The 12,982-nt window shown below is 74.8% G+C and carries 11 protein-coding genes; 8 read left to right on the forward strand and 3 right to left on the reverse strand.

Going from position 1 to position 12,982, the window contains the following annotated elements:
- Nucleotides 1-25 precede the first annotated feature (25 nt).
- The 6 genes from ACU4ZT_RS05265 to ahcY all read left to right on the forward strand — a co-directional run bounded on the left by ACU4ZT_RS05265 (nt 26) and on the right by ahcY (nt 6,327).
- Entirely contained in the window at nt 26-247 is a 222-nt protein-coding gene (locus tag ACU4ZT_RS05265; protein WP_015489735.1) for a DUF3499 family protein, read from the forward strand.
- Nucleotides 244-1,671: a phosphomannomutase/phosphoglucomutase gene (locus ACU4ZT_RS05270; protein WP_445338231.1), complete on the forward strand. Its 1,428-nt coding sequence runs from the start codon at nt 244-246 to the stop codon at nt 1,669-1,671. The genes ACU4ZT_RS05265 and ACU4ZT_RS05270 overlap by 4 nt, the downstream gene beginning before the upstream one ends.
- 149 nt (nt 1,672-1,820) lie before the next feature.
- Nucleotides 1,821-2,102, forward strand: coding sequence for a metal-sensitive transcriptional regulator (locus ACU4ZT_RS05275; RefSeq protein ID WP_270979153.1), 282 nt, complete (start codon nt 1,821-1,823; stop codon nt 2,100-2,102).
- A gap of 52 nt (nt 2,103-2,154) precedes the next feature.
- Nucleotides 2,155-2,370, forward strand: coding sequence for a heavy-metal-associated domain-containing protein (locus tag ACU4ZT_RS05280; protein WP_063071726.1), 216 nt, complete (start codon nt 2,155-2,157; stop codon nt 2,368-2,370).
- Nucleotide 2,371: 1 nt separating this feature from the next.
- Nucleotides 2,372-4,780 carry a heavy metal translocating P-type ATPase gene (locus ACU4ZT_RS05285; protein WP_445338234.1) on the forward strand — a complete coding sequence of 803 codons (2,409 nt, stop codon included), beginning with the start codon at nt 2,372-2,374 and terminating at the stop codon, nt 4,778-4,780.
- Nucleotides 4,781-4,842: 62 nt separating this feature from the next.
- On the forward strand, nt 4,843-6,327 hold the full coding sequence (gene ahcY / locus ACU4ZT_RS05290; RefSeq protein ID WP_445338236.1) for an adenosylhomocysteinase: 1,485 nt from the start codon (nt 4,843-4,845) through the stop codon (nt 6,325-6,327).
- Nucleotides 6,328-6,399: 72 nt separating this feature from the next.
- On the opposite strand, the gene ACU4ZT_RS05295 is transcribed toward ahcY, so the two are convergent.
- Nucleotides 6,400-7,269, reverse strand: a complete 870-nt coding sequence (locus ACU4ZT_RS05295; RefSeq protein WP_445338238.1) for an RDD family protein — start codon at nt 7,267-7,269, stop codon at nt 6,400-6,402.
- A 16-nt stretch (nt 7,270-7,285) separates the two neighbouring features.
- Between ACU4ZT_RS05295 and ACU4ZT_RS05300 the strand changes: the two genes are divergently transcribed.
- The gene (locus ACU4ZT_RS05300) at nt 7,286-8,281 is read left to right on the forward strand and encodes a stage II sporulation protein M (protein WP_445971908.1); all 996 of its coding nucleotides are present in this window, start codon (nt 7,286-7,288) and stop codon (nt 8,279-8,281) included.
- Nucleotides 8,282-8,348: 67 nt separating this feature from the next.
- Here ACU4ZT_RS05300 and ACU4ZT_RS05305 read toward each other — a convergent pair whose 3' ends face one another.
- On the reverse strand, nt 8,349-10,847 hold the full coding sequence (locus ACU4ZT_RS05305; protein ID WP_445338240.1) for a beta-glucosidase H: 2,499 nt from the start codon (nt 10,845-10,847) through the stop codon (nt 8,349-8,351).
- 71 nt (nt 10,848-10,918) lie between these two features.
- Complete coding sequence (locus ACU4ZT_RS05310) at nt 10,919-12,199, reverse strand: MFS transporter (protein WP_063071731.1); 1,281 nt, start codon at nt 12,197-12,199, stop codon at nt 10,919-10,921.
- 110 nt (nt 12,200-12,309) lie between these two features.
- Here ACU4ZT_RS05310 and ACU4ZT_RS05315 point away from each other — a divergent pair, with 110 nt between their 5' ends.
- Complete coding sequence (locus ACU4ZT_RS05315; protein ID WP_270979160.1) at nt 12,310-12,945, forward strand: TetR/AcrR family transcriptional regulator; 636 nt, start codon at nt 12,310-12,312, stop codon at nt 12,943-12,945.
- Nucleotides 12,946-12,982: the final 37 nt, after the last annotated feature.

Genomic DNA, 12,982 nt, shown 5'->3' on the forward strand with positions numbered 1-12,982 from the left:
GGGTCGGCGGTAGTGTGGGCGCGACATGACGAACAGGCCCTGCTCCCGCGTCGGCTGCACCGGCGGCGCCACGACCACCCTCACCTACGTCTACGCGGATTCCATGGCCGTGCTCGGTCCCCTCAGCCACGACTCGGAGCCGCACAGCTACGACCTCTGCGACCGCCACGCGGCGCGTCTGTCGGCGCCGCAGGGCTGGCAGATCGTCCGGCACGGCGTGCTCGGTGAGGTAGGTTTCGGGGCATGACGACGACCGCCGCCGCGACGCTGACCGCCATCGTGAAGACCTACGACGTGCGAGGTCTCGTGGGGAGCCAGCTCACGGAGGAGCTGGTCACGGCCCTCGGCGCCGGCTTCGTCGACGAGCTCGGGGCCGCGGGCGCCGAGATCGTCGTCGGCCACGACATGCGCGACTCGTCGCCCGCCTTCGCGCAGGCGTTCGCCCGGGGTGCGACGGCCCGCGGCGGGAACGTCCTCCTCATCGGGCTGTGCTCGACGGACGAGACGTACTTCGCGTCCGGGTCCCTCGACGCCCCCGCGGTCATGTTCACCGCGAGCCACAACCCGGCCACCTACAACGGCCTCAAGTTCTCCCGCGCGGGCGCCCAGGGCATCAGCCTCGACACGGGCCTCGCCGCCATCCGCGACCGCGCCATCGGCTTCCTCGAGGGAGGCATCGCGCCCGTCGAGCCCGCGGGCGAGGTGCGCGAGCGCGACGTGCTCGCCGACTACGCGGGCTACCTCCGCCAGCTCGTCGACCTCTCCGGCATCCGCCCGCTGCGCGTCGTCGTCGACGCGGGCAACGGCATGGGCGGCATGACCGTCCCCGCCGTGCTCGGCACCGCGGCAGGCCTGCCCGAGCTGCCCATCGAGGTCATCCCGCTGTACTTCGAGCTCGACGGCACGTTCCCGAACCACGAGGCGAACCCGCTCGAGCCCGCGAACCTGGTCGACCTGCAGAAGGCCGTCCTCGAGCACGGCGCCGACCTCGGCCTCGCGTTCGACGGCGACGCCGACCGCTGCTTCGTGGTGGACGAGAAGGGGCAGGCGGTCACGCCCAGCGCCGTCGCGGCGGTCGTCGCGCTCCGCGAGATCTCGCGCGTGAAGGCGCAGTCCCCGGACGACGAGGTCGCCGTGCTGCACAACCTCATCACCTCGCGCATCGTGCCCGAGACGATCGAGGCCGCGGGCGCCATCGCGGTGCGCACGCGCGTCGGCCACTCGCTCATCAAGGACCAGATGGCCGCCACGGGCGCCGTCTTCGGCGGCGAGCACTCCGCGCACTACTACTTCCGCGACTTCTGGGGCGCCGACAACGGCATGCTCGCCGCCATGCACCTGCTCGCCGAGTTCGGCCAGACCGAGGGCCTCATGTCCGACCTCTCCGCGCGCTACACGCCGTACGCGCTGTCGGGCGAGATCAACAGCACGGTCGACGACGTGCCCGCCGCGTACGAGCGCATCGTCGAGGCGTTCCGCGGCCGCGGGGAGTTCGACGAGTTCGACGGCCTCACGGTCGACGGCCCGGTCGACGACGACGGCGCGTTCTGGTGGTTCAGCGTCCGCCCCTCGAACACCGAGCCGTTGCTGCGCCTCAACGTGGAGGCGTCGACCGAGTCGAAGATGGCCGCCCTCCGCGACGAGCTCCTCGGGCTGATCCGCGGGGCCTGATCCGCGACCCGCACGGCATCCGACGCCGCGTCCCTCCGGGAGGGGCGCGGCGTCGTCGTGCGTCCGGCGGGCGACCTGCGCGGATACCCCCTGGGGGTTCCATTGCATACCCCCAGGGGGTAGCATCGACGGGAACGGAGGTGGCCGCCATGGTCGGGTACAGCGAGGGCAAGGACGACATCCTCAAGCGGCTGCGCCGCGCGGAGGGCCAGGTGCGCGGGATCGAGCGCATGGTCGAGGCCGACACGTACTGCATCGACGTGCTGACGCAGGTGTCCGCCGTCACGCGGGCGATGGAGACCGTGGCCCTGAAGCTGCTCGACGACCACCTCGCGCACTGCCTCGCGGAGGCCGCGCGCGAGGGCGGCCAGGTCGCGGACGACAAGGTGCGCGAGGCCTCCGCGGCCATCGCGCGGCTCGTCCGGTCCTGATCCGGCGCCGCCCCCGCCGCCCGCCGACACCGCACCCCACGAAGGAGACCCCATGACCACCACGAGCTTCCCCGTCACCGGCATGACCTGCGCGCACTGCGTCGCGAGCGTCACCGAGGAGGTCGGCGAGCTGCCGGGTGTCGCGTCCGTGGCCGTCGACCTCGTCGTCGGCGGCGCGTCCACCGTCACCGTCGAGAGCGACCAGCCCCTCGACCCCGCCGCCGTGCGCGCCGCGGTCGACGAGGCCGGGTACGTCGCGGAGCTCTGACGTGGCCGACCCCGCATCCGGATCCGCGCCCGCCGAGGGCGTCGTCGCCGCCCCACCCGAGGACGGCGCCGTGCTCACGCGCGTCGACCTCGACGTGCAGGGCATGACGTGCGCCTCGTGCGCCCTGCGCATCGAGCGGAAGCTCGGCCGGATGCCCGGGGTCGAGGCCGCCGTCAACTACGCAACCCACCGGGCGCGCGTGCAGCTGCCCGCGGGCACGAGCGTCGAGGACGCCATCCGCACCATCGAGCGCACGGGATACCGGGCGTCCGAGCGCGCGGCGTGGGGGAGCGGGGCGGCGGAGGACGTCGCGCCCGCCGTCTCCCCGGATCGCGTGCCCGACCCGGCACCCGCGGATCCCGCCCCGCGCGACGCCCTGCCCGCCCCGCGACGCGACGCCGTGAGCGCCCCGCGCCCCGACGCCGTGCCCGGCCGCCGCCCCGACGCCGACGAGCTCGCGCTCCGGCAGCGGCTCGTGGTCTCCGCGGCGCTCACGGTCCCCGTGTTCCTCATGGCGATGATCCCCGCGCTCCAGTTCGACGACTGGCAGTGGCTGTCGCTCGCGCTGGCCGCGCCCGTCGCGGTGTGGGGCGCCTGGCCGTTCCACCGGTCGGCGGCCGTGAGCGCGCGTCACGGCGGCGTCGGCATGGACACGCTCGTGAGCATCGGCGTCGCGGCCGCGTTCCTCTGGTCGCTGTACGCCCTCTTCCTCGGCGACGCGGGCGAGCCCGGCATGCGCATGACCATGAGCCTCGTCTCCGCGCCCGGCGGCGGATCCGGCGACATCTACCTCGAGGTCGCCGCCGCCGTCACGGTCTTCCTCCTGGGCGGCCGCTACCTGGAGGCGCGGGCCGCCCGCGCGTCCGGCGCCGCCCTCGCGGCGCTCCTCGACCTCGCGGCCAAGGACGTGGTGGTCGTCCGCGACGGCGTCGAGCGCCGGATCCCCATCCGCGAGCTCCGCGTCGACGACGAGTTCGTCGTGCGGCCGGGCGAGCGCATCGCGACCGACGGCGTGGTCGTCGACGGATCCAGCGCCGTCGACCGCTCCCTCCTCACGGGCGAGTCCCTGCCGGAGGAGGTCGGCCCCGGCGACGACGTCACGGGCGCCACCCTCAACGCCGGAGGCCGCCTCCTCGTGCGCGCCACGCGCGTGGGGGAGGAGACCCGGCTCGCCCGCATGGCCGCGCTCGTCGAGGAGGCGCAGACCGGCAAGGCCCGGATCCAGCGCCTCGCCGACCGCGTCTCCGCCGTCTTCGTGCCGGTCGTGCTCGTGCTGGCCCTGGGCACGCTCGCCGGATGGCTGCTGCTCGGCTTCCCGCCCGAGGCCGCGTTCACCGCCGCCGTCGCGACGCTCATCATCGCGTGCCCGTGCGCGCTCGGCCTCGCGACGCCGACCGCGCTGCTGGTGGGCACGGGCCGCGGCGCGCAGCTCGGGATCCTCATCACCGGCCCCGAGGTGCTGGAGTCGACCCGCCGGGTCGACACGGTGCTGCTCGACAAGACCGGCACGGTCACGACGGGCGTCATGGCGCTCGTGCGCGCCGTGCCCGCGGCGGGCGTCGCGGCCGACGAGCTCGTGCGCGTGGCCGCGGCCCTCGAGGCGCGGAGCGAGCACCCGGTCGCGCGCGCGGTCGTCGAGGCCGCGGGCGCCGGACCCCTGCCCGCCGTCGCGGGCTTCGTCGCGACCGCGGGCCTCGGCGTGCACGGCGTGGTCGACGGCCGCGCGGTCGCGGTGGGCCGCCCGGCGTGGCTCGCGGAGCAGTGGGCCGCCGCTCCCGACGCGACGCTCGCCGAGGCGCTGGCGACGGCCGAGGCGGCCGGATCCACGGTGGTCGCGGTCGCGTGGGACGGCGCCGTGCGCGGGATCCTCGCGGTCGCCGACACCGTGAAGCCCACGAGCGCCGAGGCCGTCCGTCGCCTCCGCGCGCTCGGCCTGCGGCCCGTCCTCCTCACGGGCGACACCGCGGGGGCCGCGCGGCGCGTCGCCGCCGAGGTGGGCATCGACGAGGTGATCGCGGGCGTCCTCCCCGAGGGCAAGCTCGACGCGGTCCGCCGCCTCCAGGCCGAGGGCCGCGTGGTCGCGATGGTCGGCGACGGCGTGAACGACGCCGCGGCGCTCGCGCAGGCCGACCTCGGCATCGCGATGGGCACGGGCACCGACGCGGCGATCGAGGCGGGCGACATCACCATCGTCCGCGGCGACCTCCTGCTCGTCGCCGACGCCGTGCGCCTCGCCCGCCGCACGCTCGGCACCATCCGCGGCAACCTGTTCTGGGCCTTCGCCTACAACGCCGCCGCGATCCCGGTCGCGATGCTGGGCCTGCTGAACCCGCTCGTCGCGGGCCTGGCCATGGCGCTCTCGTCGGTGTTCGTCGTCACGAACAGCCTGCGCCTGCGCTCCTTCCGCTAGCAGCCCGCCGACCGCGCGTCATCCCCGGGCGGGCGTCACGGGTCGGGTGGGAGACTGGGGGCATGACCCTTCTCCCGGAAGCCACGTCCACCGCCCTGCCCTTCCGCGTCGCCGACCTCTCGCTCGCCGAGGCCGGCCGCCACCAGATCCGCCTCGCCGAGAACGAGATGCCCGGCCTCATGGCCCTCCGCGAGGAGTTCGGCGCGTCGCAGCCGCTCGCGGGCGCGCGCATCGCCGGATCCATCCACATGACCGTGCAGACGGCCGTGCTCATCGAGACCCTCACCGCCCTCGGCGCGCAGGTGCGCTGGGCGAGCTGCAACATCTTCTCCACGCAGGACGAGGCCGCCGCGGCCGTCGCCGTCGGCGCCGGCACCCCGGAGGCGCCCGCGGGCGTGCCGGTCTTCGCCTGGAAGGGCGAGACGCTCGAGGAGTACTGGTGGTGCACCGAGCAGATCTTCGACTGGTCGGGCGAGGCGCAGGCCGCCGGCGCCGACTGGACGGGCCCGAACATGATCCTCGACGACGGCGGCGACGCCTCGCTCCTGGTGCACAAGGGCCGCGAGTACGAGCTCGCGGGCGCCGTGCCCGAGACCCCGGAGGACGCGAGCCACGAGTACCGCGTCATCCTCGACACCCTCCGCCGCAGCCTGGCCGCGTCCTCCGACCGCTGGACCCGCCGTGCCGCCGACATCCAGGGCGTCACCGAGGAGACCACCACGGGCGTCCACCGCCTGTACGAGCTGGCGCGCGACGGCGAGCTGCTGTTCCCGGCCATCAACGTCAACGACTCGGTCACCAAGAGCAAGTTCGACAACAAGTACGGCATCCGCCACTCCCTGCCCGACGGCCTCAACCGGGCCACCGACGTGCTCATCGGCGGCAAGGTCGCGTTCGTCGTCGGCTACGGCGACGTGGGCAAGGGCGCGGCCGAGGCGCTGCGCGGACAGGGCGCCCGCGTCATCGTCTCCGAGGTCGACCCCATCTGCGCGCTGCAGGCGGCCATGGACGGCTACCAGGTCGCGAAGCTGTCCTCCGTCATCGAGACGGTGGACATCCTCGTCACCGGCACGGGCAACGTCGACGTCGTGCGCGTGGACGACATCCAGCGCATGAAGCACCAGGCCATCATCGCCAACGTCGGCCACTTCGACAACGAGATCGACATGGCCGGGCTCGAGCGCCTCCCGGGCGTGGAGAAGGTGGAGATCAAGCCGCAGGTGCACGAGTGGCGCCTGCCGTCCGGCCGCAGCGTGCTCGTGCTCTCCGAGGGCCGCCTCATGAACCTCGGCAACGCCACCGGCCACCCGTCGTTCGTGATGAGCAACTCGTTCACGAACCAGGTGCTCGCCCAGATCGAGCTCTACGTGCGGAACGACCAGTACCCGATCGGCGTGTACGTGCTCCCGAAGCACCTCGACGAGAAGGTCGCGCGCCTCCACCTCGACGCGCTCGGCGTGGAGCTCACCGAGCTGCGCCCCGAGCAGGCCGCCTACATCGGCGTCGCGGTCGAGGGGCCGTACAAGGTGGACCACTACCGCTACTGATCCGCGCGGATCCACCCGGCGCCGTCCGTCCCCCGGGGGCGGGCGGCGCCGTCGCGTCCGGGTGCCGGCGCCTCAGGACCCGGTGGACGCGCCGCGTGCCGGGAACGCGTGGGGGAGGCCGGTGAGGATCGGCTCCAGCGCGGCCAGCCGCTCGCGCTCGATCATCAGCGCGCGGTGCTCGCGCTCGCGGCGGACGGCCCCGACGGCCTGGACGAACGACTCGGGATCCGTCGTCGGCAGCGGCGACACGTGCGGAGCGGCCTCGTCGGCGAGCTCGAGCGCCAGGCGGGCCCGGGAGGCGGGTGCCATGGCGTCGCGCTGCGTGAGGAAGCGGGCGATGCGGCGGCCGAGCGCGTCCGGGAGGCGGCCCACGTCGGCCTCGGACGCCCACGCCGCCAGCTGGGGCGGCACGGGAGGCAGCGGGCGCGGATACGCCGGCACGCGCTCGTGCTGCGACCGGGTGCCCGCCACGAGGTCGCCGAGGCGCTGGGAGCGCGGCGACAGCAGGCCGACGAGCGCCGCGAGGCCGCCGAACGTGAGGTAGACCTCGAGGATGCCGACGAGGGCCCGCGCGACCGCGTGCCGGAGGCCGATCCCGCCGCCGTCCGTGCGGACGATGCGCGCGCCGACCGCCCAGCGGCCGAGCGAGCGTCCGCGGGACGCCGTCTCGACGACGACGGGCAGCACGACGAGGGAGAGGACGACCGCGATGACGGCGCAGGCGGCCGTCGACGACTGGTCCAGGACACGCGCCCGGACGAGCCCGAGGATGCCGAAGGCGAGGAGCACCGCGAGGGCCACCGAGGCGAGCACGTCGATCGCGGCGCCCGCGGCCCGCAGGACGAAGCCCGCCGGACGGACGTCGAGGGCCACGGCCTCGCCGACGACGAGCGCGTCGGGATCGCCCGAGATGCCCGGATCGTGCGCGTCGGCTGCCGCCATGCATATAGTCAAGCAGATGGACCTCGACGCCTACACCGCCGCCCACCGGGACGGGTGGGACCGGCTCGCCCGCCTCGCCGGCCGGCGCCGGCTCACCGGACCCGATGCCGACGAGCTCGTCGACCGCTACCAGGCGGGCGCGGCCGAGCTGTCCGCGATCCAGGCGGCGGCCGGATCCACCGCGCAGGGCGACCGGCTCTCCATCGCGCTCTCGCGGGCCCGCATGCGCTTCACGGGCGAGACCACGAACGTGGCCGCGCGCATCCCGGCGTTCTTCGCGCTCGACCTGCCGGCGGCGCTGTACCGGATCCGCTGGCTCACCCTCGCGGTGACCCTCGCCACGGTCGGCCTCATCGCGCTCTACGCCACCTGGATCCTCCGCGACCCGTCGGCGATCGCGGCCCTCGGCAGCGACGCCGACCTCCGGAAGTACGGTGACGACCAGTTCGTCGACTACTACAGCGCCAACCCGGCGGCCTCGTTCACGGGCCAGGTGTGGACCAACAACGCGTGGATCGCGGCGCAGTGCGTGGCCTTCGGCATCACGGGCGTGTGGGTGCCGTACGTGCTGCTGCAGAACGCGCAGGGCATCGGGACGACGACCGCCGTCATGTTCCACTACGGCGAGGGCGGCACGTTCTTCTCCTACATCCTCCCGCACGGCCTCCTGGAGCTGACGGCGATCTTCGTGGCCGCCGCCGCGGGGCTCCGCATCTCCTGGTCGTGGATCGCGCCGGGCGCCCGCACGCGCGGGCAGGCGCTCGCCGAGGACGGGCGCGCGCTCATCACGGTGGCGATGGGGCTCGTGCTCGTGCTGCTGGCGTCGGGGATCATCGAGGGCTTCGTGACCCCGCAGCCGTGGCCCGTGCCCGTGAAGGTCGGCATCGGCGTCGTGGCGCTCGGGGCGTTCCTCTTCTACATGGTGGTGGTCGGCGGCCGGGCCGTGCGCGCGGGCGCGACGGGCGACCTGGACGAGTTCGAGGCGGGCGGCCGGCGGATCGTCGCGGGCTGAGCCCGGTCCGTATCCGCCGTCCGCCCGCCTCGCGGGTCGTGCCGGATGCGCGGGTCGCGCCGCGCGGTCAGGCTGGGGTCGCACCGCCCGCCGGATCGACGTCGGCCTCGAGCGGCGTCTCCGCCACCGAGGTGCCGACGTGCAGGCGGAACGCGCCGGGCTCGCGCCGCCAGCCGCCGTCCCAGTGCGCGAACGTCCGCGCGCCCACCGCCACGTCCACGTCGACGGACGCACCCGCCGCGAGCTCGACGGCCGCGAAGCCCGCGAGCCAGCGCACGGGCCGGTCGACGGCGGAGGCCTCGCGCGACAGGTACGCCTGCACGACCTGCTTGCCCGCGCGGTCGCCCGTGTTCGTCACCCGGACCGTCGCGGTGATCCCTCCCGCGCCGTCCTCCGCGACCCGCAGGTCGTCGAGGGCGTGCGTCGTGTAGCCGAGGCCGTGGCCGAACGGGTACGCGGGGGTCGCGCCGGCGCGGAGCCACGCGCGGTAGCCGACGTGGATCCCCTCGTCGTAGACCACCTTCCCGTCCACCGGCGTGACGGACCGCACGGGCACGTCCTCCTCCGCGGCCGGCCACGTCGTGGGCAGGCGGCCGCCGGGCTCGACGGCGCCGGTGAGGACGTCGGCGAGGGCACCGCCGAACTCCTGGCCGCCGAACCAGGCGAGGAGCACGGCCTGCACGTCGTCGCGCCAGGGGAGGAGCACGGGGGAGCCGGAGTTGACGACCACGACCGTCCGCGGGTTCGCGGCGGCGACGCGGCGCACGAGCTCGTCCTGGCGCCCGGGCAGCGCGAGGGAGTCGCGGTCGAAGCCCTCCGACTCGACCTGCGCGTTCGTGCCGACCACGACGATCGCGACGTCCGCGCCGGTCGCGGCCTCGACAGCCTCGTCCAGGAGGCGGTCGGGCGCCGACTCGTCGGCCTCGAGGCCCACCGTGATGCCGAGGATGCCGGCGAGGCCGCCGGGAGCGGACGTCAGCTCGAACTCGACCCGGAGGTCCACCGGCTCGCCGGCGGTCACCCGGAGCTCGGCCGAGATGGACGGCGGGGACATCAGGCTCGCGCCGAGGTCCATGCCCACGGGGGCGGCGCCGTCCTCGCGGAGGAGCGCGCCGTCGGCGTAGACGCGGCCGCGGCCGGTCGCGCTGAACCCGACGAGGACCTCGCCGGTCTCCGGCGGGGTCCAGCGGGTCGTGATCTCGATGACGGCGGCCGTGCCGGTGGGCGCGTCGCCGCCGAAGTACATGAGCGTCGTGGCGCGGCGGTCCTCCGTGAAGACCTCGGCGCCGTCGCCGTCGAGGAAGCGCACGAGGGCGCCAGGGGAGCCCGTGCGGGGGTTCCGGATCTCGGCGAGCGGCAGCTCCTGGATCCCCTTCTGCACGACCGCGCCGCGGGCGTACCGCACCTCGACGCCGTCGCCGAGGGCCTCGCGGATCCCGTCGAGCGGCGTGACGACGTGCTCCGGGATGACGGTCGCGCTGCCGCCGCCCTGCGTGCGCGCCTCGACGGCGTTGTGCCCGATGACGGCGACGGAGCGGAGCGCCGACGCGTCGAGCGGCAGGGCGCGGTCCTCGTTGCGGACGAGCACGGCGCCGGCCGCGGCGGCCGTGCGGGCGAACGCGACGCCGTCCTCGACCTCCACGGGCGCGGGCGCCACGGCGTCGAAGCCCTCGAGCGCGCCGACGCGGGCGGCGAGGCGCAGCAGGCGCACGACCTTGCGGTCGAGGTCGGCCTCGGGCACGCGGCCGTCGCGGACGGCCGCGAGCAGCGCGTCGCCCCAGGCGCCCACCGGGCCCGGCATCTCCAGGTCCTGCGACGCGCGCGCGGCGTCCACGCTGCGGACGCCCGTCCAGTCGCTGACCACCACGCCGTCGAAGCCCCACTCGGAGTTGAGCGGCGTCTCGAGCAGGTCGCTCTCCGTGGAGGTCGTGCCGTTGATCGAGTTGTAGGAGCTCATCACGAGCCAGGCGCGCGACTCCACGACGGCCTTCTCGAACGCCGCGAGGTACAGCTCGCGCAGCGCCCGCTCGGACACGACGCTGTCGGCCGTGAAGCGGTCGGTCTCGTACTCGTTCGCGACGTAGTGCTTGGGGGTCGCGCCGACGCCGTTCTCCTGGACGCCGCGCACGTACGCGGCGGCGAGGTCGGCGGTGAGCAGCGGATCCTCGCTGAACGCCTCGAAGTGCCGGCCGCCGTAGGGCGAGCGGTGCAGGTTGATGGTCGGGCCGAGCACCACGTCGACGCCCTTGCGGCGCGCCTCGACCGCGGAGGCGCGGCCGTAGCGGGCGGCGATCCCGGTGTCCCAGCTGGAGGACAGCGCGGAGGCCGAGGGCAGGTTGAGCGACGGGGAGCGCTCGTCCCAGACCTCGCCGCGCACGCCGCTCGGGCCGTCGGAGACGAGCAGGCGGCGGAGGCCGATCGCCTCGACGGGCCACGTGGTCCAGAAGTCGCGGCCGGTGACCAGCTGCACCTTCTGCTCGAGGGTGAGGCGCCCGGCGAGCCCCTCGAGGCGGGCGGTGTCGGGGTCGAGCGGGGTGGCGGCGTCGTGCGTGTCGTGCGGGTCCATGGGTGCTCCTGGTTGGACGTGGGCGTCGGGTCGGGTGGGCCCGCGGTCGGCGGCGGATGCGGGGTCGGCGGTCATCGCACGCCCTTCACGCGGAAGGCGGCGAGCGCGCCGAGGACCCCGGCGGCGGCGCCCGCGAGGAACAGACCCGGGTAGCCGGCGATGCCCACCACGCCGCTCGCGGCGGTCGGCACGAGCGACTGCGGCAGCGCCTGCGCGATGTTCACGACGCCGAGGTCCTTGCCGTTGTCGGCGTCGCTCGGCAGCACGTCGGTGATGAGCGCCAGGTCGACCGCGTAGAACGACCCGATGCCCGCCCCGATCACGAGCTGCGCGGCGTAGACGACGGCGAGGCTGGGCGCGAGGGCGAGGATCACGAGGCCCGCGACCGTGACGAGCGCGGCGGCGGCGACGAACACCTTGCGGCGGCCGAGCCGGTCGCTCAGCCAGCCGGCCACGAAGGTCGTCGCGACCACGCCGACCGCGTTGAAGAGCGTGGCGACGAACACGGCGTTCGCCACGTCGGCTTCCGCGACCGCGAGATCGTCGATGAGGTAGAGGGCGAGGTAGTTGGTGGCCGTCACGGAGGACGCCGTGAGGAGGAAGCGCATGAGCCACGCCCAGCCGAAGTCGGGGTTGCGGCGCGGGTCGAACACGAACGATCCGAGGAGCTCCCGCACGCTGAGGCGCGCGGGCGGGCGCTCGGCGAGCACGCGGTCGCGGAAGACGAGCGCGAAGACGACGACCACGGCGACGCCGATCGCGCCCGGCACGAGCACCTGCTGCGTGGTGGTGGTGAAGAGCTGCACGATGAAGGTGCCGACCACGAGCGAGCCGTTCTGTGCGACGCCGACGGCGGCGGCGACGCGGCCGCGGTTCCGGGGGCGCGTGGAGTCGGCCATGACCGCGATGAGCGCGGCGATGGCGGCGTTGAAGCACGCCTGCACGAGCATCCACGCGCCGACGAGCGCGAGCACGGTCGTCGCCTGGGTGAGGAGGATCAGGGCGCCGTAGCCGAGCACGACGCCGCCGATGATCCACGGGCGCCGCATGCCGAAGCGGCCGGGGGTGCGGTCGGAGAGGCGGCCGGCGAGCGGGTTCACCACGAGGGCGACGAGCGCTCCGAGGCCGAGCACGAGGCTCAGCGTGCCTGCCGTGCTGTCGGGCGCGACCTCGGCGACCTTGAGCGCGAGCGACACGATGATGGGCGGGAGCAGCGCCACGAAGAGGCCGAGGAGCGCGATGGGCATCCCGATCTCGGCACGGCGGGATCCCGGCGGGCGACCACCGTCCGGTCCGCCGTCGTGGGGACGCGACGCGCCCCGGGTCTGCTGCTCTCGGACTGCGTCGGCCACGGTGCCTCCTGGTGTCGGGCCGCCCTCATCGGCGGCTCGGCACGACGGTAGCACGGGAAACCGACCATCGGTAGGCATTGGTGGACGCCCGGGATCGCTAGGGTCGAGGCATGGCAGGGGCAGAGGGGCCGCGGCGCTACGCCAAGGGCGCGGCGCGACGTCGCGAGATCCTCGAGGCGGCCATGGACCTCATCGCCGAGCGCGGGTACTCCGCGTCGTCGCTGCAGGAGATCGCCGACGCCGTGGGCATCAGCAAGGCCGGCGTGCTCCACTACTTCGACTCGCGCGAGGCGCTCATCGCCGCCGTGCTCGAGGAGCGCGACGCGCACTCCGCGGCGGACCACCGCGAGGCCGTGCCCGACGCCGACCCGTCCGACATGGTGGGCATGCTCCTGCACGCGAGCTCGCGCAACGCGGAGACGCCCGGCCTTGTGGCCCTCTACTCGCGGCTCGTCGTGGACGCCGCCGGAGCCGAGCACCCCGCGCACGCCTACATCGCCGGCCGCTACGCGCGCGTCGTGGGCGCGGTCGCCGACCAGGTGCGCGCGCTCGACGTGGTCCTGCCGGACGGCATGGACCCGGACGGGTTCGCCCGGGTCGCGGTCGCCATCAGCGACGGGCTGCAGCTGCAGTGGAGCTACCGTCCGGAGATCGACATGCGGGACGCGCTCGAGCGGGCCGTCCGCGCGCTCAGCGGCGGGGCGCTGCCCGTGCCGTCCGCGGATCCGGCGTCGGCGCCCGCCTGATCCCGCCGCGCGCTCCGTCCGGCCTCGCGGCGCCGGC

This window comes from Clavibacter davisi (assembly GCF_052751415.1).